The sequence below is a fragment of the Catenulispora pinisilvae genome, from assembly GCF_015356865.1.
Classification (GTDB): Bacteria; Actinomycetota; Actinomycetes; order Streptomycetales; family Catenulisporaceae; genus Catenulispora; species Catenulispora pinisilvae.
This window is the reverse complement of record NZ_JAAFZA010000081.1, coordinates 13395-40172: the sequence shown is the minus strand read 5'-3', so window position 1 is coordinate 40172 and position 26778 is coordinate 13395. Positions and strand designations below refer to the sequence as shown.

Below are 26778 nucleotides of genomic sequence, written 5' to 3'. Positions count from 1 at the left end.
GGGCTGCACCGGGATGAACATGGTCTCCATGGAGGACGGATGCTGGGGCGCGACGTCCTCGGCGGCGGCCGGCGGGGCGGGCTGGGGCGTCTGGATCAGCATGGTCTCCATGCCGGAGCCGGCCTTCGGCGGCACAGCATCCTGCGCACCAGTAGCCGGAACCGGCTGCGGAGCCTGAATCAGCATGGTCTCCATGCCGGAACCAGCGTTCGGCGGCACAGCATCCTGCGCGCCCGTGGCCGGGGCCGGCTGCGGAGCCTGAATCAGCATGGTCTCCATGCCGGAACCAGCGTTCGCCGGCACAGCATCCTGCGCACCAGTAACCGGAGCCGGCTGCGGAGCCTGAATCAACATCGTCTCGCCACCCGCAGCCGGCGCCGCACTCCCCCAAACCGGAGCCTGTGCCTGTGCTTGGCCCTGTGCCTGTGCCTGCGCCGCGCCCTGCCCCGGCACCACCGCCGCGACAATCCCCGCCACATGCGGCTGGCTCAGCCCCAGCGAGGCGCCGACGGCGTCGATGATCGCGCGCTCGGCGGGCTGGATCGGGCCGTCGGCGGCGGCGACCCGGGCGGCGCCGGTGACCAGGGCCTCGCGGCCGGGGTCCGGGAGTTGCTGGGCCAGGGCGGCCAGCATCTGGGACAGGTCGTCGGGGACCACCTGCATGTCCTGGGCCAGGTTGGGTTCGGCGTAGCCGACCGCGCCGGCGGTGACGATCTCCTGGACGGCCGCCGCGCGCGCCGCCGGGTGGTCCCAGGCGCCGCGTCGCAGGACGTTGACCATCACGCCGCGGACCGAGTTCTGAAGCAGGTCCGTGAACTGGGCCGCGGTGGGGCGGCTCAGGACCGAGGCTTGGAAGTCGTTCTTGCAGTACGTGCAGCGGACGAACTCGCCGACTACCTTCAGCGGGATCAGGGGGATGAAGAACAGCGTGAAGAAGCGCTGGGCTTTCCGGCGTTCGTAGTTGCGGTCCGCGCCGCACGCCGGGCAGGAGAACACCCCGCTGCCGATGACCCGGAAGACGGTTTTCCAGCCCCAGATGATCATTGGTACTAATCCCCTCCGTTCCGCGCGGTACGGAACAGAGGGAATCCTTCCACAGTCACCCGGGTCAGCGGAAAGCCCGGTTCACCGCCGAGATGATGGCCTTGAGCGATGCCGTCACGATGTTGGCATCGATGCCCACGCCCCACAGCACCCGGCTGCCGATCGCGCACTCCACGTACGACGCCGCCTGCGCGTCCTCGCCGGAGGTCAGCGCGTGCTCGACGTAGTCCAGCACCCGCACGTCGATCCCGACGCCGGCCAGCAGGTTGGTGAACGCGTCGATCGGGCCGTTGCCGACGCCTTCGAGTGCCGTGATGGCCTCGTCCACGGACAGGTCCACGGTGAGCTGGTCCTTGGCCTCGATCGCCGAGGACGCGTGGTGACCCAGCAGCTTGATACGGCCCCAGGGCGCCGAGGGGTTCGGCAGGTACTCGTCGACGAACGCGCCCCAGATCTCCTCCGGCGTGACCTCGCCGCCCTCGGCGTCGGTCTTGGCCTGGATCACCTGCGAGAACTCGATCTGTGCCCGGCGCGGCAGGTCCAGCTGGTGCTCGGCCTTCAGGATGTACGCGACGCCGCCCTTGCCGGACTGCGAGTTGACCCGGATCACGGCCTCGTAGTTACGCCCCACGTCCTTCGGGTCGATCGGCAGATACGGCACGGCCCAGACGATCTCGTCCACGCTCTTGCCGGCCGCCGCGGCGTCCCGCTCCAGGTGCTCGAAGCCCTTCTTGATCGCGTCCTGGTGCGACCCTGAGAACGCGGTGTAGACCAGGTCGCCGCCGTAGGGGTGGCGCGGGTGCACCGGCAGCTGGTTGCAGTACTCGACGGTGCGCCGCACCTCGTCGATGTCGGAGAAGTCGATCTCCGGGTCCACGCCCTGGGAGAACAGATTCAGGCCCAGCGTCACCAGGCAGACGTTCCCGGTGCGCTCGCCGTTGCCGAACAGGCAGCCCTCGATCCGGTCGGCGCCGGCCTGGTACCCCAGCTCGGCGGCGGCCACCGCGGTGCCGCGGTCGTTGTGCGGGTGCAGCGACAGCACGATCGAGTCGCGGCGGTTGAGGTTGCGGTGCATCCACTCGATGGAGTCGGCGTAGACGTTGGGCGTGGCCATCTCCACGGTGGCCGGCAGGTTGATGATCACCTTGCGGTCCGGGGTGGGCTGCCAGACCGCGGTGACGGCGTCGCAGACCTCGACCGCGTACTCCAGCTCGGTGCCGGTGTAGGACTCCGGCGAGTACTCGAAGTAGATCTCGGTGCGGGTGCCGTCGGGGCGGGCCGGCATCGCGTCGGCGAACTGCTGGCACAGCTTGGCGCCGTTCACCGCGATCTGGGTGATCCCGGCGGTGTCCTGGCCGAAGACGACCCGGCGCTGGAGCGTGGAGGTGGAGTTGTACAGGTGCACGATGGCCTGCTTGGCGCCGCGCACGGACTCGAAGGTCCGCTCGATCAGCTCCTCGCGGGCCTGGGTCAGGACCTGGATCACCACGTCGTCGGGGATCCGGTCCTCCTCGATGATCTGCCGGACGAAGTCGAAGTCGGTCTGCGAGGCGGCCGGGAAGCCGACCTCGATCTCCTTGTAGCCCATCGCGACCAGCAGATCGAACATCTTCAGCTTGCGGGCCGGGGACATCGGGTCGATCAGCGCCTGGTTGCCGTCGCGCAGGTCCACGGCGCACCAGCGCGGGGCCCGGTCGATCACCTTCGTCGGCCAGTCACGCTCGGGCAGCGGAATCGGGGCGAACGGAACGTACTTGTGGATCGGCATACCGGAGGGCTGCTGCGGCTGTACTCGCATTGTGCTCAAGACTCCCTGGTGGTCTCCAACGGAGGGGGCGGCCGACGGCGGAAACACGAAACGCCGCGACGAGGGAGCCGGCCTGTGTCGGTACTACAGGCCCTCGCCGCGGCTGCTAAGAAGGAGCAGACCGCACTGGCAGGAGTTGCACATAGCGGTGCGACTGTATCCCGATCGTCTCAACGGGCGCACTCTCTGTCCGTGATCCGAGACGACCGCCAGGCGTCACTCGATCAGCGTAATAGCGGCTCGCCGCCTGTTACGAAACGGTGATCAAAGTCATAAAACCGGCCATACTCGCCGCCATGACCAGCGCCACGACCCCGCCCCGAACCGCCGCCGCCCCGGCGTTCTGCGGCATCGTCCCGCCGCACCTGCTCTCCCGCCTGGCGGGTTCGAGCCTGCACGTGGCCGAGGCCGCGCGCCGCACCCTGACCGCCGACGCCCGGCACCGCCGGGCCCGCGGCGCCGTGCCCTGGGTCGGCGAGCGGCACCTGGCCCCGCCGGCCGTCACCGGGCGCGCCGACGACCGCTCGATCTTCGACGACCACGACACCGAGCACCTGCCGGGCTCGCAGGTGCGCGCCGAGGGCGGCCCGGCGACCGGGGACGCCAGCGCGGACGAGGCCTACGACGGTCTCGGCGCGACGTTCGACTTCTACCTGAAGGTCTACGACCGCTGGTCCGTGGACGGCCAGGGCCTGCCGCTGAAGGGCACGGTCCACTACGGCGTGCAGTACGACAACGCTTTCTGGAACGGCTCGCAGATGGTGTTCGGCGACGGCGACGGCGTGGTGTTCGGCCGCTTCACCGACGCGGTGGACGTGATCGGCCACGAACTCACCCACGGCGTCACGCAGTACACCGCGAACCTGGTCTACCGCGGCCAGTCCGGCGCGCTGAACGAGTCGGTCTCCGACTGCTTCGGCTCGATGGTCAAGCAGTACCAGCTCGGCCAGGACGCCGCCGACGCGGACTGGCTGATCGGCGCCGGACTCTTCCTGCCCTCGGTGCGGGGCGTCGCGCTGCGCTCGATGAAGGACCCGGGCACCGCCTACGACGACCCGCACCTGGGCAAGGACCCGCAGCCGGCCGCGATGTCCGGCTACGTGGACACCACCACCGACGACGGCGGCGTGCACATCAACTCCGGCATCCCGAACCGGGCGTTCTATCTGGCGGCCACCGGCATCGGCGGCAAGTCCTGGGAGGGCGCGGGGGCGGTCTGGTACGACGTGCTCACCTCCCCCTCGCTCCCGGCGGCCGCGACGTTCGCCACCTTCGGCACCGCGACCGTGCACGCCGCCGAAGCGCGGTTCGGCCGCCGGTCGCGGCAGGCGAACGCGGTGGCCGCGGCGTGGCGGGAGGTCGGGGTGTCGGTCCACTCCTGAGCTCCTGGGTCCCTGGGTCCACATCGCCGCGGCGCTCACCGCGGACGGCACGATCGCCGGCTTCCACGTGGTGGACGTCTTCCCGGACTTCCGGATGGCCGACATCGGCAACACCGGCGTTCCCGCGGAGTTCCGCGGCCACGGCCTGGGCCTGCGGCTCAAGGCGGCGCTGACGCTGCACCTGCTGGAACACGAGCCGCATGTCGATCTCATGTCGACCTGGAACAACGTGGACAACGCGCCGATGGCCCGGGTCAACGAGGCGCTGGGCTTCGAGATCGCCGAGGCCTGGAGCTCCTGGCAGTTTGACCTCTAATATCAGAATTCTGCGGCCGGGCTCCGGACCCGCAGGACTCTGAGAGGGGGGACGCCGCGTGGCCGACCTGCCCGCCGCCGTCGCCGCGGACGCCGCCGTCACCGCCGTCGCCCCGCTGGACGCGACCACCCGCATGGTGTGCGCGCAGGCGTACTGGGACCCGACCTTCGCCGCCCAGGCCGAGGAGCTGCTGCTCGGCGACCCGTTCTCGGCGATCGGGCCGCCGGTCGGGCTGGACCTGCCGGTGATCCTCCAGCACGCCCGGCACTCGCTGCGGATCGATCGGCGCCGGGACTGGGCGCTGCTGGCGTGCTGGATGCTGGTCGCGCTCTGCGTGGCCGGGCCGCTGGTGATCACCCGGGGCACCAAGGACTTCGAGCCGACGGTGTTCGGCGTGCTCTGCGGCGTCGCCTCGGTGGCGACCCTGGCCTGGACCATAGCCACCACGGCCCGCTGGCTCCGGGTCCACGCCGCCTTCGCGCTGCTGCGCACCCCACCGGCGCCGCCGGTCTCCGCGCCGCCGCTGCCCCCGGACATGCACGCCGAGATCGTCGCCGACCAGGCCTCGAACGTGGTCTGCTACCCGGCCGGCGCGCCGAACCCGTTCGCCGCCTTCGGCGAGCTGCTGGGCGAGGAGGTCACGGTCGGGCTGCCGCCGATGCCGGCCCGGGTCGACGCCACCGACCTGCACCTCTACCTGGCCAACGAGCTGGGCCGGGACCCGCGCCTGGCAGACGTGACGATCGCCGGGAACCTGTTCGTCCGCGGCGACGTGGCCGACGACCTCCCCGGCCTGTGGCCCGGCGGCAAGCAGAGCCGGCCGTCCCGCCAAGCCCACGCCCTGATCTACTCCGTGGGCATCAACCCCGGCGACCGCGCACAGACCTATCTGACCTTCCAGACCGCCCGCCACGACGGCGGCCTCATGATCTCGATGCACGTCCGCATCCGCGAACAGAACGAGCGGATCGTCCTGGGCATCGCCTCGACGATCGCGACACCGCCGGCCGCGAAGTACACCTCGGTCAGCGGCCCCCTCCCCCGCACCCGGGGCCGGCTGCGAGCCCACGCACGCTGGTACACGCTGCTGGAACTGCCCCGTATCGCGACCGAGGCCTGGAGCAGCCCGCTGGTCGCCTTCGTCGGGCACCGGCTGAACCTGCGGGCCCGCAAGAAGGGGCTCCGCCGCATCCGCCGCAAGGGCCGGCTCCCGGAGCGCGGCGCCCGCACCTCGCTGCGGCGCTGGATCATGGACCCGGCCAAGATCACCGCACACGACGCCGAGGCCCGCGACGTCCTGCGGCTGCTGCGCGCGGCGTTGTTCGAGCACCTGGTGCGCTACTTCCAGGCGCACGAGCTGCCGACCGGCGACCTGATGGGGGTGCGGGACGCGGTGCTGCGAGTGGAGGGGACGGTGCGCGCCGGAAGCGTTGCGGAGACTGGGAGACCCGACTCGGATCGGACGGCCGACGCGGCTCAGAAGGCCAACACAGATCAGAAGGCTGACACGCACCGGAGGGCCAGGGCGGATCGGAAAGCAGACGCGAATCGGAAAGCCGACGCGGCTCGAAGAGCTGAGGCGGATCGAAGAGCTGAGGCGGATCGGGACTTCAGGGCAACCGGGCGGCCTCGGCGATGAGGTCTTCGTAGCGGGCATCCGGCTTCGCCCGAAGCAGGTCGGCGAGGTGGAGCCAACGGTCGGGGCGGCCGTCGAGATGGGCCCGGACCAGGTTCTCCAGGGGTCGGTCGAGCGGGTGGTCCAGGTCGATTCCGTCCCGCCACGACGGAAGGTTCCGCGGCCACTGGCCGCCGCCCGGCACCGGGAACCCCCGGGCCGCCTCGATCAACGGCTCCGCGTCGCCGGTGGCCATCGACTCGCGGACAAACGGCGCCATCGCCTTAAGACCTCGGGTGAGTTCCAGCTCTAGCGCCCATACCGCTTCGACCCCGGCGGCCTCGGCGAGCACCGCGTAGGCCGCCGCCCGTCCTGACATGTCGCGCCGACTCCACTTGGGAATGGCCATGCGCAGGACGCTGAGCACCCACGCGGGATCGTCGGCCAGATGCCGAAGCGTGTCCACCGCCCTGGCCGGGCTCCGTCCGCAGATCCACCGCTTCAGCTCGTCGTCGTGCGGCGCCGCGACGTACGCCCGATCGAGGACCTCCTGACCGACGGCCGTGACGCGTTCCATGATCGCGATGGGGACGTACGAGTCCGCCGACTCATCGATCAGGCGCGTCAGGACCCGATCGGGGGTGGCCATGTTATCGGCGAGATTCCGGCGTTGCTGGTGGGTACCGTCGGCGACCACATGGTCCACCAACGCCCGGCACAGCGGAGTCAGACCGGCCGCGGTCGTGACCGCGTCCTCGATACCCTGGACGGCCAGAGCGCGGGCAGCCACGTCAGCGGGCGCCAAAGCGAGAAGGATGTTCGCGGCCTCGCGGACACCCTCGGGCAGGTTGCCGACTGACACGGGGTCTTCGATGCGGACAGCCTTGTCCGGCTTCGCGAAGAGTTCGAGGATGGTGCCTTTGTCGGTGTACATCCGCGAAAAAGCGTGTGCCCAGCGTTTCGGATCGCCCGCCAACCACTTGGCGGCGTATCCCGCGATGCAGAAGCGCATATCGTCTGCGGCCCGCTGCTCTCCTGCGAGATGTTCGCCGCCATCGGGGATGGCGAGCGACATCGCGAGTGCGGCCGGCCGGGTGTGTTCCAGAACTTCGGCGGGCGACATGGTGCCGGCTCGCAGCGCGGCCCAGGCCAGCGCGCGGAGCCGGTGGGCCGCCTGCGGGGTATTGAGGGACACCGCCTCACCGATGAGTTCGCGGTACTGGTCCACGGATACCGCTTCCACGCTCTCTTGCACGAGAGTGAAGTCGGAACCGAACGTGTAGACCCAACTGAGGTTGTCGAAACGCGGGAACCCCAGACGGCTGAAGGCGCTGCCCCGGCCCTCCCACAGCCCGCGATGGCGCCGCGCCACGTCCCGAAGCCCGTGGGCGTCCAAGGTCGCGATGATCCTCGCCGCCTGACGCTCGGTGAGCCACGCGACGTGCGGCATCAGGGCCAGGACCAGCTTCGGGTCGTCCGCGTCGGCTATCTCGTCCCACCGATCGTCCCTTTCGAGCCGGGGCTGCGACTTGGTGAAGGCGAGCAGGCGCCGCCTGACTCGGGACGCGACGACCGCATGGCCGTCCGGCCCCTGCCGATCCCGCAGGATCGCCCGGCGCGCCCGGTGCACCCGCGGATCGGCCGGATCGAGGGTGAAGAACACCTCGTCGGCTTCCGGATCGAAGCGCATCAGGACCCGGTCGATGACCCACTCGGGGTCTTCGCACCGGCCGAGAACAGCCTGGCGGGCCAAGGCGGCCAGGGCGGAGGACGGGCCCCTGGCGAGGATGTAGTCCCGGGCCGGCCGGGTGAGCCGCCCCTCCGCCGCCGTGACGGCCGCGGCGAGGTCCGCCTCGGGCAGCGCGGCCAGCACCGCCGGGATGTCCGCCGGCCGGGCTGATTCGAGGAGCCGGAAGAACCGGAGCAACACCTTTACAGGCGCCGGGCCCGCCGAACTCGCATCCGGCACGGCACCAGTCGGCGGACCCGGCATCACCCACCCCACTTACCCCACCGCGCTAACGGGGATACGTCTGAGTCTGTATCGGCTCAGTTTCTCAGAAGACGCAGACGGTCCCGGCATCTGACGAGGATGCCGGGACCGTCGGGCCCTCTACCGAGGTTCACTCGTGAGACTCACCGGGAGGCGCCATGGTTGTACGGGGCGTGAGCACCGGGCCCACGCCGCTTCTCAGAACCCTCAGAACCCGACCCTCAGAACCCGAGCTTGGCCAACTGCTTCGGATCCCGTTGCCAGTCCTTCGCGACCTTCACGTGCAGGTCCAGGAACACCGGCGTGCCGAGCAGCGCCTCGATCTGCTGCCGGGCCCGCGAGCCGACCTCGCGCAGCCGCTCGCCGCCGTGGCCGATGATGATCGCCTTCTGGCTGGGGCGCTCCACATACAGCGTGGCGTGCACGTCCAGCAGCGGCCGGTCGGCGGGCCGGTCCTCGCGCAGCGTCATCTCCTCGACGGTGACGGCCAGCGAGTGCGGCAGCTCGTCGCGCACGCCCTCCAGCGCGGCCTCCCGGACCAGCTCGCCGACCATGACCTCTTCCGGCTCGTCGGTCAGCTCGCCGCCCGGGTACAGCGGCGGCGACTCCGGGAGCTGCTTCACCAGCAGGTCCTCCAGCAGCTGGATCTGCTCGTCGCGGACCGCCGAGACCGGGATCACCTCGGCCCACTCCACGCCGACCTCGCGGCCCAGCTCGACCAGGGCCAGCAGCTGCTCGGCGATCTGCTCCTTGGAGGCCTTGTCGGTCTTGGTCAGGATGGCGATCTTCGGGGTGCGGCGGACCTCGGCCAGCTCGGCGGCGATGTACCGGTCGCCGGGGCCGATCTTCTCGTCGGCCGGCACGCAGAACCCGATGACGTCCACCTCGGCCCAGGTGGCCCGCACCTCGTCGTTCAGCCGGGCGCCGAGCAGGGTGCGCGGCTTGTGCAGACCGGGGGTGTCGACCAGGACCAGCTGCGCGTCGTCGCGGTGCACGATGCCGCGCACGGTGTGCCGGGTGGTCTGCGGCCGGCCGGAGGTGATCGCCACCTTCGCGCCGACCACCGAGTTGGTCAGCGTGGACTTGCCGGCGTTGGGCCGGCCGACGAAGCAGGCGAAGCCGGCGCGGAAGTCGTCCGGGAACTCGTTGCGGGGCGGGGAGTCGTCACGGACGCCGCGGCCGTAGGCGGTCGGCGCCGGCTCCGAATCCCGGACCTGGTCGGAGGTGACGCGCTTCTCGGCGAGCTTCTGGCTGCGCTTGACGCGATCGGCCTTCTTCTTCGCCGCCTCGGCGTTGGCCGCCTGGCGGGACCGGGATCGTCCACTTCCGCTGCTCGTCATGGGGACCATTCTCCCTTACTCGGGACGGTGCGCCGCTCAGAGCTTGGGATCGGCCAGGAACAGCCGCGGCGGGGTGCCCGAACCCTTCAGATCGGCGACCACGTCCAGGTCCGCCTGCCGGAACCCTTTCTCCGCGCTGACCAGCACCGCGGCCTCCAGCGACTTGGCCCCGCCGACCACCGCCATCGCGACCGCGGCCTGGAGCGCCGAGAGCTGCAACGCCGGCAGCTCGACGGTGGTCGCGACATAGGTGCGGCCGGTGTCGTCACGGACCGCGGCGCCCTCGGCCGCGCCGTTGCGGGCCCGCTGGGCCTTGGCGAGGGTGTGGAGCTTGGCGTTCTCGGGGTCCAGCTGGGTGTCGGTCATGGCCCAACGCTATCGAAAACGCAGAAGGCCCCGGAATTGTCTTCCGGGGCCTTCTTTTCCGCTGAGCGGATGACGAGATTCGAACTCGCGACCCTCACCTTGGCAAGGTGATGCTCTACCAGCTGAGCCACATCCGCATTCGCCGACCGGGTTTCCCCGGCGACGAGGAAAACTATAGCCCATGTCCGGAGTGGGTTCGCCACCTGGTTACCCGGACGTGTCAGGCGTCGCTTAAGGCATCGGGCCGGGTATCAGGCCGGTATCAGCTCAGGCATCAGGTCAGGTGTTTTCCTGCGGAACACGCTTCACCAACACGGTGCCGATCCGGCGCCGCCGGCCCTCCGCGGACTCCGCGGTGAGCCGTAGTCCCTCGACCTCGATCTGCGCACCGGGGATCGGCACCACGCCCAGCCGCTTGGCCATCAGGCCGCCGACGGTCTCCACGTCGTCGTCCTCCAGGTCCACCCCGAACAGGTCGCCGAGCTCGTCCACGCCGAGGCGCGCGGTGACCCGCGCCGCGTCCGGGGACAGCCGCTCCACCGAGGGCCGCTCCACGTCGTACTCGTCGGCGATCTCGCCGACGATCTCCTCCAGGATGTCCTCGATGGTGACCAGCCCGGCGGTGCCGCCGTACTCGTCGATCACCACGGCCAGGTGGATGTGCCCGGCCTGCATGTCCCGCAGCAGCTCGTCGGCGGGCTTGCTGTCCGGGATGCAGACCGGGTCGCGCATCGCCGACTCCACCAGCTCGGTGGTCTCCCCGCTGGGGTGCTCGTGGATCCGCCGGACCAGGTCCTTGAGATAGACGATGCCGACCACGTCGTCGGCGTTCTCGCCGACCACCGGGATCCGGGAGAAGCCGCTGCGCAGCGCCAGCGACAGCGCCTGGCGCAGGGTCTTGTGCCGCTCGATGAAGACCATGTCGGTGCGCGGCACCATCACCTCGCGCACCAGCGTGTCGCCGAGCTCGAAGACCGAGTGCACCATCCGGCGCTCGTCGTCCTCGATGACGCTGTTCGCCTCGGCCAGGTCGACCAGCGCGCGCAGCTCGGCCTCGGAGGCGAACGGGCCCTCGCGAAAGCCCCGGCCCGGGGTCACGGCGTTGCCGATCATGATCAGCAGCTGCGCCAGCGGCCCCAGGACCTTGGTCAGCAGCGCCAGCGGGCCGGCGAAGCGCAGCGCCACCTTCACCGAGTGCTGGCGGCCGATGGTCCGCGGCATCACGCCGATGAAGATGTAGGAGACGGCGATCATCACGCCGATCGCGGCGAGGCCGGCGCCCCAGACCGCGTCGATCCGCCGCATGAACAGCACGGTGACCAGCACCGTGGCCGCGATCTCGCAGCCCACCCGCAGCAGCAGGACCAGGTTCAGCACCCGGGCCGGGTCGTCGACCAGCTCCTTGAGCCGGGGCGAGCGCGGCACGCCCTCCTCGACCAGTTCGGCGGCCCGCACCCGGGACACCCGGGACAGCGCGGCGTCCGCACAAGCGGAGACCCCCGCGACCGCGACCAGTACCGCGACCGCGACGATCTCCCAGAAGAGCAGGGCACTCATCGGGCCACCTCGTGGCCCCGGCCAGTGCCCTGCCGATGTCTATGACCGCTCATCGAGCGCCTGACCTGGCCTTCCATCCTCGTAGCAGCTGTTTTTGGAGACCGAACATCTCGGCCTCCTCCTCCGGCTCGGCGTGGTCGTAGCCCAGCAGGTGCAAGATCCCGTGCGTGGTGAGCAGCCGCAGCTCCTCGGCCGTGGCGTGGCCGGCGTCCTTGGCCTGCTTCTCGGCCACCTCCGGACACAGCACGACGTCCCCGAGCAGCCCTGGGACCGGCTCGTTGTCGTCCTCGGCGCGGGCCGGGCGCAGTTCGTCCATCGGGAAGGAGAGCACGTCGGTCGGGCCCGGCTCGTCCATCCACTGGATGTGCAGCTGCTCCATCGCGGCGGTGTCGACCAGCAGGATGGACAGCTCGGCCATCGGGTGGATGCCCATCTCACCGAGCACGTACCGGGCCACCCCGACCAGTTCCTCGGCGTCCACACCCTGCTCGGTGCCGTAGTCGGTCTCGTTGGCGATGTCGATCGACATGGGGGTCAGTGCCTCTTCCTCTTGGCGTCCCCACCCCGGGCGTCATACCGCCCGTACGCGTCGACGATGTCCCCCACCAATCGGTGCCGCACCACGTCGGCACTCGTCAGCTCGGCGAAATGGATGTCCTCCACGCCGTCCAGGATATTGCGCACCACCCGCAGCCCGGACTCGGTCCCCCCGGGCAGGTCGACCTGGGTCACGTCGCCGGTGACGACGATCTTGGAACCGAAGCCGAGGCGGGTGAGGAACATCTTCATCTGCTCGGGGGAGGTGTTCTGGGCCTCGTCGAGAATGATGAATGCGTCATTAAGGGTACGGCCACGCATATATGCCAGCGGAGCCACCTCAATAACCCCAGCCGCCATCAACCGGGGAATACTGTCCGGATCGAGCATGTCGTGCAGCGCGTCGTACAACGGCCGCAGATACGGGTCGATCTTCTCGTACAGCGTCCCGGGCAGGAAGCCCAGCTTCTCCCCGGCCTCGACCGCGGGCCGGGTCAAGATGATGCGGTTGACCTGCTTGCTCTGCAGCGACTGCACCGCCTTGGCCATCGCCAGGTAGGTCTTGCCGGAGCCGGCGGGCCCGATGCCGAACACGATCGTGTTGCGGTCGATGGCGTCGACGTAGTTCTTCTGGTTCAGCGTCTTGGGGCGGATGGTGCGGCCGCGGTTGCTCAGGATGTTCTGGGTCAGCACCTCGGCCGGGCGCTGCCCGTCGACGTCGGCCTCGCCGCTGCGCAGCATCTGGATCGAGCGCTCGACGCCGTCCTCGGTGAGCGGGGCGCCGGTGCGCAGCATCAGCAGCATCTCGCCGAAAAGCCGCTCCACCAGAGCCACCTCAGCTCGGCTGCCGGAGATGGTCACCTGGTTGCCGCGGGCGTGGATGTCGGCGCCCGGGAAGGCCTTCTCGATCACCCGCAGCAGGCCGTCGCCGGCCCCGAAGACGGAGACCAGGGGGTGTCCGGACGGTATTTCGATCTTGGCCTGGACGACGCCGGGGGCGACTTCCTCGGCATCGGTGGCACGCGCGGCGCCAGTGGAACGTGCCCCGGAGGCGGGCCTGGAGGACCCGGAGGACGCCCCTGCCCCGTTCGCCCCCGCGCGGCCGGCCCCGGCCGCCCTCCCGTTGCGGTCCGCGGCGGAGGACTGGCGGCCCTTGCCCGAGCGCGGTGCGGTGTTGTCTGCCATAGGAACGGCCATACGGCCTTTGATCACTCTCCTGTCTCCGTGGTGGTTCCATGCTAGCCCGCACCCCCGCGACCAGGGCGGGAGATTTTGCCCCGGCGCCCTTTTCGTCATCCTGACGCTATGCTAGTCTCGAACTGTTATCGTCAGATGGACGATAAAGCGGGACGACGCGTGAGAAGGCGATGGGGATGGGTAGCGGACGCTGGGACTACGACGCATACGAGGCGGCTGAGGCCTACCGCAGGGCGAACGGCCGCAGCGCCTTCGACTACAACGACCGGGTGCTCAGCCGCACCCCGCGCAACCAGTGGCGCGCGCACCCGGACCTGGAGCCCTACGGCGTCGGCGTCCGGGAGAGCCGGGACAGCGCCGAGCACCCGGCCTCGCTGGCGATCTCGGTCCTGTTCGACGTCACCGGCTCCATGGGCGGGGTCCCCCGGGTGCTCCAGACCAAGCTCGCCGACCTGCACGGCCTGCTGCTGCGCAAGGGCTACGTGGACCACCCGCAGATCCTGTTCGGGGCGATCGGGGACGCCTACTCCGACCGGGTGCCCCTGCAGGTCGGGCAGTTCGAGTCCGACAACCGCATGGACGACCAGCTCGGCGACATCGTCCTGGAGGGCGGCGGCGGGGGCCAGATGCGCGAGTCGTACGAGCTGGCGATGTACTTCATGGCCCACCACACCTCGCTGGACTGCCACGAGAAGCGCGGCAAGCGCGGCTACCTGTTCATCATCGGCGATGAGATGCCCTACCCGAATGTGAACCCGCAGCAGGTGTCGCGGGTGCTCGGGCACCGCGTCGACGGCCCCGGACGTTCCGACCGTTCCGGCCGTCCCGACCACCCCGGCCGCCCCGGCGAGTGGCCCGGCGGGCACCTCGGGCGCGGCGGCTTCCCGACCACCCCGATCGAGGACGTGGTCCGCGACCTGACCCGCAAGTTCGACGTCTACTACATCCTCCCGGAGGGCTCCTCCTACGTCGGCAACGACGAGGTCCTCGGCGCCTGGCGCGCGCTGCTCGGCCAGAACGTCATCCAGCTCGACGACCTGGACGCGGTCTGCGAGACCATCGCGCTCACCATCGGCCTGGCCGAGGACCGCATCGACCTGGACGGCGGCCTGGAGGACCTGCGCGACGTGGGCTCCGGGGCGGGACGCTCTGTGGAACGCGCGCTGGGCGAGTTGGACACGCACCGCGGCACCCGGCGCGACCGCCGGGGTGACCAGCGGAGTGACCAGCGCGGTGACCGACGCGGCAGCCGCGCCACCCACGACGCGGACGTCCGCTTCCTGCGCGCGCAAGGCGTCGGCTACACGTACGACTCCGGATACGACGACCGTCCTGAAAGCCGCCGGTAACAGAGCACTGGTAAGAGAGCACCTCTCAATGGACTTGATCGGCATGAAGCACGCGATCGTGGTGGACCTCGGCTACGGCGACGCCGGCAAAGGCTCGACCGTGGATTGGCTCTGCTCCCCCGCCCGCTCCGAGCCCCGCGCCGAAACGCGGTTTCACCATGAAGCACAGATCCGCGCGGTCGTCCGCTTCAACGGCGGCGCCCAGGCCGGCCACAACGTGGTCACCCCCGAAGGCCGCCACCACACCTTCGCGCAGTTCGGCGCCGGCACCCTGCACGGCGTGCCCACGCACCTGTCCCGCTTCATGCTCGTCGAGCCGTTCGCGCTGGCCGCCGAGGCCGCGCACCTGGCCGAGCTCGGCGTCCCCAACCCGTTCGCCCTGCTGTCGGCGGACTCCCGCGCGCTCATCACCACCCCCTACCACCGTGCCGCGAACCGCGTGCGCGAGTCGGCCCGAGACCGCACCCCCGGGTCGACCCGCCACGGAACCTGCGGCATGGGGATCGGCGAGACGGTCTCCTTCTCCCTGGCCGTCTCGCCGGATAAGCCTGCGCGCGTCGGGGACTGCCGGGACCGCGGCCCGCTCATCAGGAAGCTGACGGCGCTGCGCGACCGGATCGCGGCCGACCTGGAGCTATCCGGGCTGCGCCTGCCCACCGACCTGCCGAGCCCGGAGTTCTGCGCGGACGTGTACCAGGCGTTCGCACAGCGCGTGCGGATCGTGGATGAGGAGGACAGCGGATATCTCGCCGCGCTACTGGAATCCGGACCCTGCGTCTTCGAGGGCGCCCAAGGCGTGCTGCTCGACGAGTGGTACGGCTTCCACCCGCACACCACCTGGTCGACGACCACGTTCGCCAACGCCGAGGCGCTGCTGAAGGAGTCCGGCCAGGCCCCCGACACCGCGGCGCGCCTCGGCGTGGTCCGCACCTACAGCACCCGGCACGGCGCCGGACCGTTCGTCTCCGAGGACGCGGCCCTGACCCCGATGCTGCCGGAGCCGCACAACGAGACCGGAACGTGGCAGGGGGCGTTCCGGATCGGGCACTTCGACGCGGTGGCACATCGCTACGCGCTCGACGTGTGCGGCGGCGCCGACGCGTTGGTGGTCACCCACGCCGACGCCGAGGCGACCGGCCGGCGCCTGTGCCGGGCCTACCAGGCCGCCGCCGACGTCCCGGCGATGGAGAAGCTGCCCCGCAGCCTGATCCGCGACCTGGACTACCAACGGCTCCTCACCAAGACCGTGTCCCGCTGCACACCGGTCTACGAGGACGGCCCGCAGGACCCCCGGGACTGGCCGGACGTCATCGGCGACGCGCTGGGCACACCGGTCGGCGTGGTCTCCAGCGGGCCGACCTGGCGGGACAAGGCCGCGCGCCTGCCCTGCGCGAAATAGTGCGGCGCAGGGCGGGCGCGGGCTATGGGCTGGTCGGGTTCGGGTCTTTTTTGGGCGGGGGCTGGAGTTTGCGGGCCGGGTTGCGGTTGGGTTGTGGGTTGAAAGGCAATTTTTACGGCCTTCGGTCATGGTTGGGCCGGTTCGGGGTTCGGGTCGGCGGGTGTGTTTGTCGGCTGCCGGTTCCCGCGTTCACAACCCCGCCGCACCTCAGGCCTCTTCAACTCCGGCAAGTCGGAACAAGAGCCAGATCAAAAGCCAGATCAACAGCAAGGTCAAGAGCCAGATCAAGGTCAAAAACTGTGGTGAAGAGCCCGGCGCCTCCGACGGGGGCTCTCGGCTCCCTCGGGGAAATGGCGCAATTCCATAGGGTGGCCGGGTCAGGGCCCTGCGGCGGCGGTTCCTGAGGTGGTGCGGTCCGTTCCCCACGGTCGCGTCGTCAGCCCCAAGGGGTACAGCGCCGGTGTCCGGGAGTAAAGTCCGCGCCGTTGCGGTCGGGGTTGCAAGCTGCGGTTTTGATAGCGCGAACTTGACTCCCGGCCACCGGCGCTGTAGGCAAAGCCCTGCCGACGCGACCGAGGGGAACGAACCGAAAACCGACCGGAAGAATAGCAACCGCAGGGCCCGTATACGCAGGCTGGTCGGTGTCGCTGCCGGTGAGGCCCTGGCGACGGGCCGGTGGTCAGCAGTCGGCAACATGCCCGCCTTCCGCCGATCCGCCTCGGTATACCCGCCGCCTCGATGGTATCGGTTGTGGCCGCCGGGTCGATCCGGCACCCGCCACCCGGAGTCCGCACCCTTGGCGCCGGTGCGCTGGCCAGCACCCTGACCGGCGGCCGAACTCGCCGAGCCGACCGCCACGCACCACCAGTTTTGTACTTCTCCGGTCGGTTTTCGGTTCGTTCCCCTCGGTCGCGTCGGCAGGGCTTCGCCTACAGTGCCGGTGGCCGGGAGTCAAGTTCGCGCTATCAAAACCGCAGCTTGCAGCCTCGACCGCAGCGGCGCGGACTTTACTCCCGGACACCGGCGCTGTACCCCTTGGGGCTGACGACGCGACCGTGGGGAACGAACCGCAACCACCTCAGGGACCGCCGCCGCTGAGACTGGCTCGACCACCCTATGGAATTGCGCCAGTTCCCCGAGGGAGCCGAGAGCCCCCGCCGGAGGCGCCGGGCTCTTCACCAGGGCTCTTGACCTTGCCGTTGACCTTGACTTTGCTGTTGATCTTGCCTGTGACCTTGCCCTGACCTGCCGGAGCTGAAGAGGCCTGAGGCGGGGCGGGGTCGTGAACACGAAAACCGGCAGCCGACAAACACACCCACCGACCCGAACCCCGAACCGGCACAACCATGACCGAAGGCCGTAAAAAGCATTTAAAACCCACAAAATAACCGCAACCCGGCCCGCAAGCCCCAACCCCAAAAAAAGACCCGAACCCACAACAACCCCCAGCTAGCTCGCACTCCGCACCGACAAAGCGCGAAGTGCCACCGCCTGACTCGCGGCGAACAAGCCGATGTCGACGGCGACCGCCAGCACCGCCCCGACCACGACCACGGTCGCCGAGGCAGCGGACACCGCCGCGACGACGCTGGCCGCGAGCAGGTTGACCGCCATCACCAGCCGCAACGCCCAGCGCAGCGGCATCCGGGACAGCAGCCACAGCACCAGCCCGGCCCACACGGCGACCACCGCTCCGGCCACCGTCAGAACAGCTTCCGGAAGCGCCACCCATCGGGCCAGCGGTGCCGCCGCGAGGGCGGCCACGCTGCCGAGGACCGCGCAGTGCGAGCCCTACCCACTGTCGCTCGCCGGGATCCCGCGTCCGCGAGGTCCCCGCGGCGGTACTCAGGTCCCGAACGTGCTTAGGTCCCGAACGTGCTCAGGTCCCGAAAGTGCTCAGGTCCCGAAGGTGCTCAAAAAGTCGCCGCCGAGCACGTGCGCGTGCACGTGGAAGACCGTCTGCCCGGCGTGCGCGTCGGTGTTGAACACGATCCGGTAGCCGCCGTCCGCGATCCCCTCCGCCTTCGCCACTTCGGCGGCCTCGGTCAGGAGTGCGGCGGCCAGCTCCGGTGCGTTGGCGGCCAGCTCGGTGGCGTTGCGGTAGTGCGCGCGGGGCACGATCAGGTCGTGGACCGGGGCCTGCGGGTTTATGTCCTTGAAGGTGAAGGTGAGATCCGTCTGGCGGACCACCGTCGCCGGGATCTCACCGGCCACGATCTTGCAGAAGAGACAGTCGGGTTGTGCTTGGCCGTCGGCCATCGTGTCCTCCTCGGGCGCCCGTAGGTCGGGGTTTTCCGGCGATAGGCTACGGCACCATGCGCCTCCTCGACGGGTTCGCCCCGGCCGCCACCGCGATCGGCACCCCGCCCGACGTCCCGGACCTGAGCGACGACGCCCGGGCCGCGGTCAAGGGCTTCGCCTCGGCCACCGCGGTGGCTCCCGGGGAGTCGGTCGACTTCCACATCGACGTCGCCGAGCCTCGGGAGATCGTCGTGGAGATCTACCGGGTCGGTGCGTACGGGGAGCACCGCACCGCGCTGCTCGGCAGCAGCGAGCCGGTCGCCGTGGCCCCGCAGCCCGCGCCGGTGACGGACCCGGAGGCCGGGATGGTCACCTGCCTGTGGGAGCCGGCGTGGCGGCTGAACGTGCCGGCGGACTGGAAGTCCGGCGCGTACCTCGCGGTGCTCCGCGCCAAGGGCGGTGCTGACGGCGCAGGCGGTACAGACAGCGCAACCGGCGCCAACTACGTCCCCTTCGTCGTCCGCAACCTGCGCCGCCGCACGAGCTGGCTGGTGGTCGTCCCGTTCGCCTGCTACCAGGCGTACAACATGTACCCCTTCGACAACGCGCGCGGTAAGAACCTCTACTACGGCTTCGACGAGAACGGCGAGCAGAGCAGCAAGCTGCGCGCGTCGTCGGTCTCCTTCCGGCGCCCCTACGAGCTGACCGGCATGCCCCGCGAGGCCGAGCGGGTCCACGACTTCGTCGTCTGGGCCGAACGTCAGGGCTATGACATGGAGTATGCCGCGAGCGCCGACCTCAACGAGGGCCGCGTCGACCCGCTGAACTACAAGGGCCTGATCTTCCCCGGCCACGACGAGTACTGGTCGGCGGGGATGCGCAAGACGCTGGTGAAGGCCCTGGACTCGGGGGTCTCGACGGTCTTCCTGCAGGCGAACAACGTCTACTGGCACGTCCGCTACGAGGGCTCGACGATCACCTGCTTCAAGTCGCGCCAGGACCCGGTCAAGACCAGGCGCCCCGGCCAGACGGTCATGTGGCGCGATCTGCGGCTGCCCGAGCAGGAGCTGCTCGGCGCGCAGTACGTCAGCCTGGTCAAGGGCGACGCCCCGCTGGTCGTCGCGAACACCGACCATTGGTTCTGGCAGGCGGCCGGCGTCAGCGCCGGGGACACGTTCCCCGGCCTGGTCGGCGGCGAGGCGGACAGCGTCCAGGACAAGTATCAGAAGGCTGACAGCACCGAGTTCACGATCCTGGCCCGCTCGGCCTACACCGACGGCGCCGACGGCACCCGCGAGCAGCAGACGGTGTTGCACCGCAAGCCCAGCGGCGCGTGGGTCTTCGACGCCGGCACCTTCTTCTGGCCGATGGCGCTGGGTCGCGAGGGCTTCGTGGACGCGCGGATCGAGGCCGCGACGGCCGCGCTGCTGGCCCGCATCGCGGCCGGGGACGGCCTGGGGTCACGGTCGGCACGGCGCCGCGCCGCTATGGCCGCCGCCCTGAAGCGCGAAGCCAGTCCGTCGGCGGTGTCGGCGAAGGCCAAGCCGGTGGTGAAGCGGGTGGGCCGGAAGGTGAAACACACGCTAAAAAGGTCTTCATGACCGTGAAACCCATGAGGAACGTCCGCTTAGATCCGATGACCACGGAGGAATTCGGGCCGTGGCGGGCGAAAGCCGCTTCCGAGTTCGCGATGGCTCAGGTCCAAGAAGGGCACTGGGCCATCGAGACGGCAGAACAGCAGGGCTTGGACGTCACTGACGGTCTGCTGCCCGCGGGTCCGGATACCTACGGACAGCACCTGTGGATAGCCCGGGACACGCAGACCGAGCAGAGGGTGGGCACCCTATGGGTAGCGCTGCGAACAGCCGGCCCGACAGCGGAGGCCTTCGTCTACGACGTCCACGTTGAGGAAGCGCTGCAAGGCGCGGGCTACGGCCGGGCGATCATGGAGGCCGCTACGACTGCGGCCCGTGCGCTCGGCGCCGAGCGCCTAGCCCTGAATGTGCACGGGTCGAACGACCGGGCTTACCAGCTCTACAAGAGTCTCGGCTACGAAGTGACCAACCTGCACATGCGGTTGGGGTTGTAGTACGGCAGGTCAGTTGTAGTACGGCAGATGAGATGTCGTACGGGAGGTCAGGCGCCCCAACCGTAGGCGTCGCCGGTGGCGAGCTCCTGCCAGAAAACAGCTTCCGGCTGTCCTGTCACCCCGATGGCCTCCATCAACGGCTGGATCGCGGGCTGCTGCTCGGCGAAGAACGCCTCGAAGCTCTCGTTGTCGGGCCATTCGTCGAGCGCCATCAGACCGCCCCCATCCGGGGCGCCGTAAAAGCGGTGCGCTATGAGGCCGTGGCGCTTCGCCCCCTCAACGATGCCCTTCAGCTTGTCCGGGTTCTCCTTCGCGTACCGTTCCAACGCCTGTGGGTCACCGGGGATCTTCAACGTCATGAATACGGACATGATGCTCCTCTCAGCGCGTTTGAGGCGCGCGTCGACTTCGCTCATCCGTTCTATTCGATCACTTCTATGGCCCCGGCGTGTTGTTCAATCCGCCATCCGGAGGACCTATCCCCAACGCCCCGACTTGGCCAGCACCACCGTCGCCGCCGCGGTCCCGGCCGTCGACGTCCGCAGCACCGTCGGCCCCATCTTGTAAGCCCGCGCCCCGGCCGCCTCGAAAGCCGCCAGCTCCGGCGGCGTGATCGACCCCTCCGGCCCGATCACCAGCACCACCGAGCCCGCGTGCGCCACCTCCAGGCCCGCCAGCGGCGTGTGAGCGTCCTCATGCAGCACCAGCGCCTGATCGGCCTGCTCCAGCAGCTTCGCCACCTCGGCGGTCGAGTGCAGCGCCGTCACGGTCGGCCACCAGGCCCGGCGGGACTGCTTTGCCGCCTCCCGCGCCGTCGCGCGCCACTTGTTCAGCGCCTTCTCGCCGCGCTCGCCCTTCCACTGCACGATCGACCGGGCGGCCGCCCACGGCACCACCGCGTCGACGCCGATCTCGGTCATCGTCTCCACGGCCGTCTCGCCGCGATCGCCCTTGGGCAGCGCCTGGACCACGGTGATCCGCGGCGTGGGTGCCGGCGTGCGCACGACGTCGCGGACGTCCAGTTCCAGCCAGTCCTTGTGCGCCACCGCCACCACGCACTCGGCGACCACCCCCGCGCCACTCGCGAGGTCCACCCGCTCCCCGGCGGCCAGCCGGCGCACGAGGGCGGCGTGCCGCCCCTCGGCACCGTCCAGACGCACGCGAGCACCGCGGCCGGCCGTCTCAGTGTCCTGCCAGAAGAAGACCGGTGCGGTGCTCAAGTGGTTCCCTTGTGTGTTCTATGTACGCTGCGTCCTTGTACCGCGCGTGGCGATCAGCGAGCGTTGAAGGCGTCCCGCAGCCGCGAGAACAGCTTCTGCTGCCCGGGCGCGAACTCGCCGGACGGACGCTCCTCACCGCGCAGCTTGGCCAGCCGGCGCAGCAAGTCCTCCTGCTCGGCGTCCAGCTTCGACGGGGTCTTCACCTCGACGTGCACGATCAGGTCGCCGCGGCCGGCGTCCCGGCCCCGCAGGTGCTGGATGCCCCGGCCGCGCAGCGTGATCGCGTGCCCGGACTGGGTCCCGGGGCGGACGTCGATCTCGGCCGGGCCGTCCAGGGTCTCCAGCGGCAGCTTGGTGCCCAGCGAGGCGGCCGTCATCGGCAGCGTCACGGTGCAGTGCAGATCGTCGCCGCGGCGCTGGAATATCGGGTGCGGCAGCTCGACGATCTCGATGAACAGGTCGCCCGCGGGCCCGCCGCCGGGGCCGACCTCGCCCTCGCCGGCCAGCTGGATCCGGGTGCCGTTGTCGACGCCCGGCGGGATCTTCACGGTCAGCTTGCGCCGGGTGCGCACCCGGCCCTCGCCGCTGCACTCCGGGCAGGGCGAGGGGACCACGGTCCCGAAGCCCTGGCACTGCGGGCACGGCCGCGAGGTCATGACCTGGCCCAGGAACGAGCGGGTGACCTGGGAGACCTCACCGCGGCCGTTGCACATGTCACACGTGACCGGGTGGGTGCCCGGGGCCGAGCCCTCGCCGGAGCAGGCCACGCAGATCACCGCGGTGTCCACGCTGATCTCCCGGGCCGAGCCGAAGGCCGCGTCGGCCAGCTCGATCTCGATCCGGATCAGAGCGTCGTTGCCCTTGCGTACCCGGGAACGCGGGCCGCGCGCGGTCTGGCCGCCGAAGAAGGCGTCCATGATGTCGGTGAACCCGAAGCCGGCGAAGCCGCCCGCGGCACCGCCGGAGCCGCGCGGATCCCCGCCGAGGTCGTACATCTGGCGCTTCTGCGGGTCCGACAGGACCTCGTAGGCCATGCCTATCTCTTTGAACCGCTCCTGGGTCCCCGGATCCGGGTTGACATCCGGATGAAGTTCACGGGCCAGGCGCCGGTACGCCTTCTTGATCTCGTCCTGCGTGGCATCGCGCCGCACACCCAGGACCGCGTAGTAATCCGTCGACACCGACATGCCCTCGCTAGACTCCGCCCAGAAAAAACTGCATCGAATACACGCTACGTGGAACCAAGAGCTTAGGTCTCAGCCAGTATGCGCCCCACATAGGCGGCTACGGCGGTGACCGCGCCCATCATGCCGGGGTAATCCATCCGGGTGGGCCCGAGCACGCCCAGGTGAGCGACCACATCCCGCTCGCCCCGGCCGTATCCGGTGCTCACCACCGAAGTGCCGACCAGACCCTCGTGCGCGTTCTCGTGGCCGATCCGCACCGTGAGTCCGCCCTGCGCCTCTCCGAACAAGCGCAGCAGCACTACTTGTTCCTCCAACGCCTCCAGGACCGGGTAGACGGTGTCCGGGAAGTCGTGCCGGAACCGGGCCAGGTTCGCTGTGCCGGCCATCACCAGCCGCTCCTCGCGCTGCTCGACCACCGCGTCCAGCAGGGTCGCGATCAGCACCCCGACCCAGGTGCGGTCCTCGGCGGCGAACCGCTCGGCGAAGCCGGCCAGCAGCGTCGGGACGTCGCCCAGGCGCCGCGCGTCGACCTCGGAGTTCAGCCGGGCCCGCACGTCGGCCAGGGTGCCCTCGGGCACCGTGGTGCCGCAGTCCACGATCCGCTGCTCGACCCGGCCGGTGTCGGTGATCAGCACCAGCATCACCCGGGAGGGGGTCAGCGGGACCAGTTCCACGTGCCGCACCGCCGACCGGCTCAGCGACGGGTACTGGACCACCGCGACCTGCTGCGTTATCTGGGCCAGCAGCCGCACGGTGCGGGCCACCACGTCGTCGAGGTCGACCGCGCCGTCCAGGAAGGAGTGGATGGCCCGCTTCTCGGCCCCGGACAACGGCTTGACCTGCGAGAGCCGGTCGACGAAGAGCCGGTAGCCCTTGTCGGTGGGCACCCGGCCGGCGCTGGTGTGCGGCTGGTGGATGTAGCCCTCGTCCTCCAGGGCGGCCATCTCGTTGCGTATCGTGGCCGGCGACACGCCGATGTTGTGCCGCTCGACCAGGGCCTTGGAGCCGACCGGCTCCCTGGTGGCGACGTAGTCCTGCACGATGGCGCGGAGCACGTCGAGCTTGCGCTCGTCGAGCCTGCTCTCGGTCGTCACACCCGCCTCCGCTCTCCTCGGCCCGGCTGGCCCTCCCTGGCACTCACCGCGGAGGAGTGCCAGGGCATTCCTTTCAGTGTAACGGCGAGTAGCGGGGATTGGTCCGTCCCCCGGCGCCGTAATGGCTGCGGCCCAGGTCGCGTCGATCGCGTGACCGCTGTGTCCGCCTGAGCCCCTCCCCCTATTACCGCCCGCGCGCACCGTATCCGTCCCCGATCTGCCCGCTGCTGGCAGGATCGAAGCATGAGTGCCTGGACCGAGATCGCCGACGGCGTCTTCACCCGCCGCTTCGAGCCAGTGAACATCACCGTGACCGCCGTGCTCGGCGGGGAGGGCGTCCTGGTCGCCGACACCCGGTGCAGCGTGCGGGAGGGGCGGGAACTGCGCGCGGAGTTGGCCGAACTCACACCGCTGCCGGTGCGCTGGGTCGTCAACACCCACACGCATTTCGACCACATGTGGGGCAACGCGGCCTTCGACGTGCCGCACCTGGTACCGCCCGCGGACTTCTGGGGCCACCAGAACATGCCGGACTTCGACCCGGACGACCCGGAGTTCGTGGCGTTCCGGCAGAGCGTGCGGAACGAGAGCCCGGAGTGGAAGGCGAAGATGGACGAGCTGGTCGTCCGCAAGCCCGATCACCTGGTCGCCGACCGACACGTCCTCGACCTCGGCGGCCGGTCGGTCGAGCTGCGCCACGCCGGGCGCGGCCACACCGACAACGACCTGGTGGTCTGGCTGCCGGACGCGGCGGTCGCGATCAGCGGGGACCTGGTCGAGCAGTCCGGCCCGGTGGCGTTCGGCAGCGACTCCTTCCCGCTGGACTGGCCGCGGACGCTCGCCGCGCTCGCCGGGTTCACCGCCGAGACGACCACCTACGTCCCCGGCCACGGCGACCCAGCGGATCGCGGATTCCTTCAGGGGCAACAGGAATTCGTCACCTCTGTCGCCACCCAGATCAGGGCCCTGCACGCGGACGGCGTCCCGGTCGAGCGCGCGGTGGCGGCCGGCACCTGGCCGTATGAGGACGCCTCCTGGTTCGCCAACGCGGTGAAGCGCGGCTACGCCCAGCTCTCCGGCGAGCTCGGCGTAATCTAGCGGGCGTGCCAGAGCCCGACATCCGCAGCAAGCAATACACCGCCGACCTGTCCGTGACCCGGCGCCGGCCGGTCTCCACCGAAGTGGAAGCGGTCCGCGACCTCGTGGTCGAAGACGTCGAGACCGGCTTCTGCGGCGCGGTGATCCGGGTCGAGAAGATGCCCGGCGGCCCCACGGTCACCCTGGAGGACCGGCTCGGCAAGCACCGCGTCTTCCCGCTCGGCCCGGGCTTCTGGATCGACGGCCGCGCGGTCACCCTCATCGCCCCGAAGACGTCCCAGAGCCCTGCGACCCCGCAGCGGACCGCCTCGGGCTCGATCGCCGTCCCGAAGGCCCGGGCTCGGGTGGCGCGCGCCGGCCGGATCTATGTCGAGGGCCGGCACGACGCCGAACTCGTCGAGAAGGTCTGGGGCGACGACTTGCGGGTCGAGGGCGTCGTGGTCGAGTACCTGGAAGGCGTGGACGATCTGGCGGCGATCGTCGACGGCTTCCGCCCGGGCCCGGACGCGCGGCTCGGCGTGCTGGTCGACCACCTGGTGCCGGGCACGAAGGAGTCGCGCATCGTGGAGGCGGCGATGCGCTCGGCGTATGCCGAGCACCTGCTGGTGGTCGGCCACCCCTACATCGATGTCTGGGAAGCGGTGAAACCAGCCGCGGTGGGCATCGAGGCCTGGCCGCGGGTCCCGCGCGGCCGGCCGTGGAAGGAAGGGGTCTGCGAAGCCCTCGGCTGGCCGGTGAACACTCCGGCGGCGTGGAAGCGGATCCTGCGTTCGGTGCGCGATTTCCGGGATCTGGAGCCGGAGTTGCTGGGCCGGGTCGAGGAGCTGATCGATTTCGTGACGTCGCCGGGAGCGTAGGCCCCGACGCCTCACTGCGGCTCACTGCTTCTCACTGCGCCTCACTGGGGCGCGGAGTAGGACCCGGCGGACCAGTTCTCTTCGTAGGCGCCGTCGTTCGCGCAGTGGGTGGCGCCGTTGAAGGGCAGAACGACGCCGGGCGGGGTGACGCGCACGTAGGCGATCTTCGTGTCGCAGGGCGGGTTGCGTGCAACGGCACGATCTCGGCGGCCAGCCCGGCACAGGATTCCGTGGTCACAGCAGTCCCGATTCCGGTCCCGATTTCGGTCCCGACGCCTGTCATCCCGTCGGGTCGGGATCGGAGCCGGTGGTTGTCAGGGCACTGACAGCGGCCACCGCCGTGAGCGCTCCGGCGCTGCGGGAGATCGGATGCATGGTTCCTCCTGGCAGGGACCCCCCCTACGGTTGTCCGGCCTCGACCTCTTCCTCAGGGATCCCGAGCCGCTTACGCGCCCACTGCTTCAGCGGCGGCGCGAGTTCGGCGACCGCCAGCAGCCGCTCGGCCTCGGCCCGGTCGCGGTGGAAGATCCGCGAGGCGTCGGCGACCGTGAACCCGTGCTCCGGCCGCGACAGCACCTCGACCGGGTCGCCGGCCCCGATGTCGCCCTCGGTCACCACCCGCAGGTAGGCGCCGGGCCGCAGGGCCTGCTCGAACCGGCGGGTCATGCGCTGGTCGCCGGCCCGGACCCCGAGCTTCCAGCACGGGATCCGCGGCTGCGCCACCTCGAACTCCACGCCGCCGACCAGCCAGCGCTCGCCGACCACCGCGTGGCTGACGTCGTAGCCGCTGATGGTCAGGTTCTCGCCGACGAACCCGTCCTCGATCTCGCGGCCGAGTTCGGCGGCCCAGAAGTCGAGGTCTTCGCGGGAGTAAGCGTAGACCGCCTTGTCCACTCCGGCGTGGTTCACCTGGTCGGCCTGCCGGTCGCCCTCGACGTGGTGGTCGACGACCTTGACCCGGCCGGGCACCGGATCCTTGAAGATCGCGGTCTGCTGGCGGACCCCGTTCAGCTCCACATCGCGGGGCATTCCGACGTTGACACTGATCAGGAGACCCCCGACGGCGTCCGGGCGCGCAGTGCTCATGGCG

Annotated in this window: 24 protein-coding genes and 1 tRNA gene; 9 read left to right on the top strand and 16 right to left on the bottom strand. The window is 70.1% G+C overall.

What is annotated here, in order from left to right; all coding sequences use genetic code 11:
- Together IZR01_RS22380 and leuA are read right to left on the bottom strand one after the other, a co-directional pair.
- On the bottom strand, positions 1 to 1044 hold a 1044-nt coding region (locus tag IZR01_RS22380; protein ID WP_194924986.1), incomplete at its 3' end, for a zinc ribbon domain-containing protein.
- A 64-nt stretch (positions 1045 to 1108) separates the two neighbouring features.
- Positions 1109 to 2842, bottom strand: coding sequence for a 2-isopropylmalate synthase (gene leuA, locus IZR01_RS22375; RefSeq protein WP_194897467.1), 1734 nt, complete (start codon positions 2840 to 2842; stop codon positions 1109 to 1111).
- Between the two features lie 305 nt (positions 2843 to 3147).
- Between leuA and IZR01_RS22370 the strand changes: the two genes are divergently transcribed.
- From IZR01_RS22370 to IZR01_RS22360, 3 genes are all read left to right on the top strand, one after another.
- Positions 3148 to 4233 carry a M4 family metallopeptidase gene (locus IZR01_RS22370; RefSeq protein ID WP_194924985.1) on the top strand — a complete coding sequence of 362 codons (1086 nt, stop codon included), beginning with the start codon at positions 3148 to 3150 and terminating at the stop codon, positions 4231 to 4233.
- A 67-nt stretch (positions 4234 to 4300) separates the two neighbouring features.
- On the top strand, positions 4301 to 4549 hold the full coding sequence (locus tag IZR01_RS22365) for a GNAT family N-acetyltransferase (RefSeq protein WP_194924984.1): 249 nt from the start codon (positions 4301 to 4303) through the stop codon (positions 4547 to 4549).
- Between the two features lie 58 nt (positions 4550 to 4607).
- Positions 4608 to 6188: an AbeC-like domain-containing protein gene (locus IZR01_RS22360; RefSeq protein ID WP_194924983.1), complete on the top strand. Its 1581-nt coding sequence runs from the start codon at positions 4608 to 4610 to the stop codon at positions 6186 to 6188.
- On the opposite strand, the gene IZR01_RS22355 is transcribed toward IZR01_RS22360, so the two are convergent.
- The 7 genes from IZR01_RS22355 to IZR01_RS22325 form a co-directional block, all read right to left on the bottom strand.
- Entirely contained in the window at positions 6160 to 8094 is a 1935-nt protein-coding gene (locus tag IZR01_RS22355; RefSeq protein ID WP_194924982.1) for a hypothetical protein, read from the bottom strand. The genes IZR01_RS22360 and IZR01_RS22355 overlap by 29 nt on opposite strands.
- Positions 8095 to 8378: 284 nt before the next feature.
- Positions 8379 to 9506, bottom strand: coding sequence for a GTPase Era (gene era, locus IZR01_RS22350; RefSeq protein ID WP_194924981.1), 1128 nt, complete (start codon positions 9504 to 9506; stop codon positions 8379 to 8381).
- 27 nt (positions 9507 to 9533) lie between these two features.
- Positions 9534 to 9863: a cytidine deaminase-like protein gene (locus IZR01_RS22345; RefSeq protein WP_194897459.1), complete on the bottom strand. Its 330-nt coding sequence runs from the start codon at positions 9861 to 9863 to the stop codon at positions 9534 to 9536.
- Positions 9864 to 9927: 64 nt separating this feature from the next.
- Positions 9928 to 10000 (bottom strand) — tRNA-Gly (locus IZR01_RS22340).
- 142 nt (positions 10001 to 10142) lie between these two features.
- On the bottom strand, positions 10143 to 11420 hold the full coding sequence (locus tag IZR01_RS22335; RefSeq protein WP_194897458.1) for a hemolysin family protein: 1278 nt from the start codon (positions 11418 to 11420) through the stop codon (positions 10143 to 10145).
- Positions 11421 to 11469: 49 nt separating this feature from the next.
- Entirely contained in the window at positions 11470 to 11949 is a 480-nt protein-coding gene (gene ybeY / locus IZR01_RS22330) for an rRNA maturation RNase YbeY (RefSeq protein WP_194897457.1), read from the bottom strand.
- 5 nt (positions 11950 to 11954) lie between these two features.
- Positions 11955 to 13142, bottom strand: coding sequence for a PhoH family protein (locus IZR01_RS22325; RefSeq protein ID WP_228559998.1), 1188 nt, complete (start codon positions 13140 to 13142; stop codon positions 11955 to 11957).
- A gap of 188 nt (positions 13143 to 13330) precedes the next feature.
- Here IZR01_RS22325 and IZR01_RS22320 point away from each other — a divergent pair, with 188 nt between their 5' ends.
- The gene (locus IZR01_RS22320) at positions 13331 to 14503 is read left to right on the top strand and encodes a hypothetical protein (RefSeq protein WP_194924980.1); all 1173 of its coding nucleotides are present in this window, start codon (positions 13331 to 13333) and stop codon (positions 14501 to 14503) included.
- Between the two features lie 43 nt (positions 14504 to 14546).
- Positions 14547 to 15902, top strand: coding sequence for an adenylosuccinate synthetase (locus tag IZR01_RS22315; protein WP_194924979.1), 1356 nt, complete (start codon positions 14547 to 14549; stop codon positions 15900 to 15902).
- A 1449-nt stretch (positions 15903 to 17351) separates the two neighbouring features.
- Here IZR01_RS22315 and IZR01_RS22310 read toward each other — a convergent pair.
- Both IZR01_RS22310 and IZR01_RS22305 read right to left on the bottom strand, forming a co-directional pair.
- A complete protein-coding gene (locus IZR01_RS22310) occupies positions 17352 to 17666 on the bottom strand; it encodes a hypothetical protein (protein ID WP_194924978.1) in 315 nt (104 codons plus the stop codon).
- A 132-nt stretch (positions 17667 to 17798) separates the two neighbouring features.
- Positions 17799 to 18161 carry an HIT domain-containing protein gene (locus tag IZR01_RS22305; protein WP_194895423.1) on the bottom strand — a complete coding sequence of 121 codons (363 nt, stop codon included), beginning with the start codon at positions 18159 to 18161 and terminating at the stop codon, positions 17799 to 17801.
- A 56-nt stretch (positions 18162 to 18217) separates the two neighbouring features.
- Between IZR01_RS22305 and IZR01_RS22300 the strand changes: the two genes are divergently transcribed.
- Together IZR01_RS22300 and IZR01_RS22295 are read left to right on the top strand one after the other, a co-directional pair.
- Complete coding sequence (locus tag IZR01_RS22300) at positions 18218 to 19744, top strand: N,N-dimethylformamidase beta subunit family domain-containing protein (RefSeq protein WP_194924977.1); 1527 nt, start codon at positions 18218 to 18220, stop codon at positions 19742 to 19744.
- 35 nt (positions 19745 to 19779) lie between these two features.
- Entirely contained in the window at positions 19780 to 20232 is a 453-nt protein-coding gene (locus IZR01_RS22295) for a GNAT family N-acetyltransferase (protein WP_194924976.1), read from the top strand.
- A 47-nt stretch (positions 20233 to 20279) separates the two neighbouring features.
- Here the strand turns inward: IZR01_RS22295 and IZR01_RS22290 are convergent, their stop codons facing one another.
- The 4 genes from IZR01_RS22290 to hrcA form a co-directional block, all read right to left on the bottom strand.
- On the bottom strand, positions 20280 to 20648 hold the full coding sequence (locus IZR01_RS22290) for a hypothetical protein (RefSeq protein ID WP_194895420.1): 369 nt from the start codon (positions 20646 to 20648) through the stop codon (positions 20280 to 20282).
- A gap of 60 nt (positions 20649 to 20708) precedes the next feature.
- Entirely contained in the window at positions 20709 to 21452 is a 744-nt protein-coding gene (locus tag IZR01_RS22285) for a 16S rRNA (uracil(1498)-N(3))-methyltransferase (RefSeq protein WP_194924975.1), read from the bottom strand.
- 53 nt (positions 21453 to 21505) lie between these two features.
- Positions 21506 to 22633, bottom strand: a complete 1128-nt coding sequence (dnaJ, locus tag IZR01_RS22280; protein ID WP_194895426.1) for a molecular chaperone DnaJ — start codon at positions 22631 to 22633, stop codon at positions 21506 to 21508.
- Between the two features lie 68 nt (positions 22634 to 22701).
- Positions 22702 to 23733 carry a heat-inducible transcriptional repressor HrcA gene (hrcA, locus tag IZR01_RS22275; protein ID WP_194895418.1) on the bottom strand — a complete coding sequence of 344 codons (1032 nt, stop codon included), beginning with the start codon at positions 23731 to 23733 and terminating at the stop codon, positions 22702 to 22704.
- Positions 23734 to 23976: 243 nt separating this feature from the next.
- Here hrcA and IZR01_RS22270 point away from each other — a divergent pair, with 243 nt between their 5' ends.
- Both IZR01_RS22270 and IZR01_RS22265 read left to right on the top strand, forming a co-directional pair.
- The gene (locus IZR01_RS22270) at positions 23977 to 24831 is read left to right on the top strand and encodes an MBL fold metallo-hydrolase (protein ID WP_194924974.1); all 855 of its coding nucleotides are present in this window, start codon (positions 23977 to 23979) and stop codon (positions 24829 to 24831) included.
- A 20-nt stretch (positions 24832 to 24851) separates the two neighbouring features.
- Complete coding sequence (locus IZR01_RS22265; protein ID WP_194924987.1) at positions 24852 to 25688, top strand: DUF3097 domain-containing protein; 837 nt, start codon at positions 24852 to 24854, stop codon at positions 25686 to 25688.
- A 399-nt stretch (positions 25689 to 26087) separates the two neighbouring features.
- On the opposite strand, the gene IZR01_RS22260 is transcribed toward IZR01_RS22265, so the two are convergent.
- Positions 26088 to 26774 carry an MOSC domain-containing protein gene (locus IZR01_RS22260; RefSeq protein ID WP_194924973.1) on the bottom strand — a complete coding sequence of 229 codons (687 nt, stop codon included), beginning with the start codon at positions 26772 to 26774 and terminating at the stop codon, positions 26088 to 26090.
- Positions 26775 to 26778: the final 4 nt, after the last annotated feature.

What these genes read in the sequence shown, in the direction of transcription:
- leuA (WP_194897467.1), bottom strand. Translation starts at nt 2,842, where the DNA reads ATGCGAGTACAGCCGCAGCAGCCCTCCGGTATGCCGATCCACAAGTAC.
- IZR01_RS22370 (WP_194924985.1), top strand. Translation starts at nt 3,148, where the DNA reads ATGACCAGCGCCACGACCCCGCCCCGAACCGCCGCCGCCCCGGCGTTC.
- era (WP_194924981.1), bottom strand. Translation starts at nt 9,506, where the DNA reads ATGGTCCCCATGACGAGCAGCGGAAGTGGACGATCCCGGTCCCGCCAG.
- IZR01_RS22345 (WP_194897459.1), bottom strand. Translation starts at nt 9,863, where the DNA reads ATGACCGACACCCAGCTGGACCCCGAGAACGCCAAGCTCCACACCCTC.
- IZR01_RS22335 (WP_194897458.1), bottom strand. Translation starts at nt 11,420, where the DNA reads ATGAGTGCCCTGCTCTTCTGGGAGATCGTCGCGGTCGCGGTACTGGTC.
- ybeY (WP_194897457.1), bottom strand. Translation starts at nt 11,949, where the DNA reads ATGTCGATCGACATCGCCAACGAGACCGACTACGGCACCGAGCAGGGT.
- IZR01_RS22325 (WP_228559998.1), bottom strand. Translation starts at nt 13,142, where the DNA reads ATGGCAGACAACACCGCACCGCGCTCGGGCAAGGGCCGCCAGTCCTCC.
- IZR01_RS22320 (WP_194924980.1), top strand. Translation starts at nt 13,331, where the DNA reads ATGGGTAGCGGACGCTGGGACTACGACGCATACGAGGCGGCTGAGGCC.
- IZR01_RS22315 (WP_194924979.1), top strand. Translation starts at nt 14,547, where the DNA reads ATGAAGCACGCGATCGTGGTGGACCTCGGCTACGGCGACGCCGGCAAA.
- IZR01_RS22305 (WP_194895423.1), bottom strand. Translation starts at nt 18,161, where the DNA reads ATGGCCGACGGCCAAGCACAACCCGACTGTCTCTTCTGCAAGATCGTG.
- IZR01_RS22300 (WP_194924977.1), top strand. Translation starts at nt 18,218, where the DNA reads ATGCGCCTCCTCGACGGGTTCGCCCCGGCCGCCACCGCGATCGGCACC.
- IZR01_RS22295 (WP_194924976.1), top strand. Translation starts at nt 19,780, where the DNA reads ATGACCACGGAGGAATTCGGGCCGTGGCGGGCGAAAGCCGCTTCCGAG.
- IZR01_RS22290 (WP_194895420.1), bottom strand. Translation starts at nt 20,648, where the DNA reads ATGAGCGAAGTCGACGCGCGCCTCAAACGCGCTGAGAGGAGCATCATG.
- IZR01_RS22270 (WP_194924974.1), top strand. Translation starts at nt 23,977, where the DNA reads ATGAGTGCCTGGACCGAGATCGCCGACGGCGTCTTCACCCGCCGCTTC.
- IZR01_RS22260 (WP_194924973.1), bottom strand. Translation starts at nt 26,774, where the DNA reads ATGAGCACTGCGCGCCCGGACGCCGTCGGGGGTCTCCTGATCAGTGTC.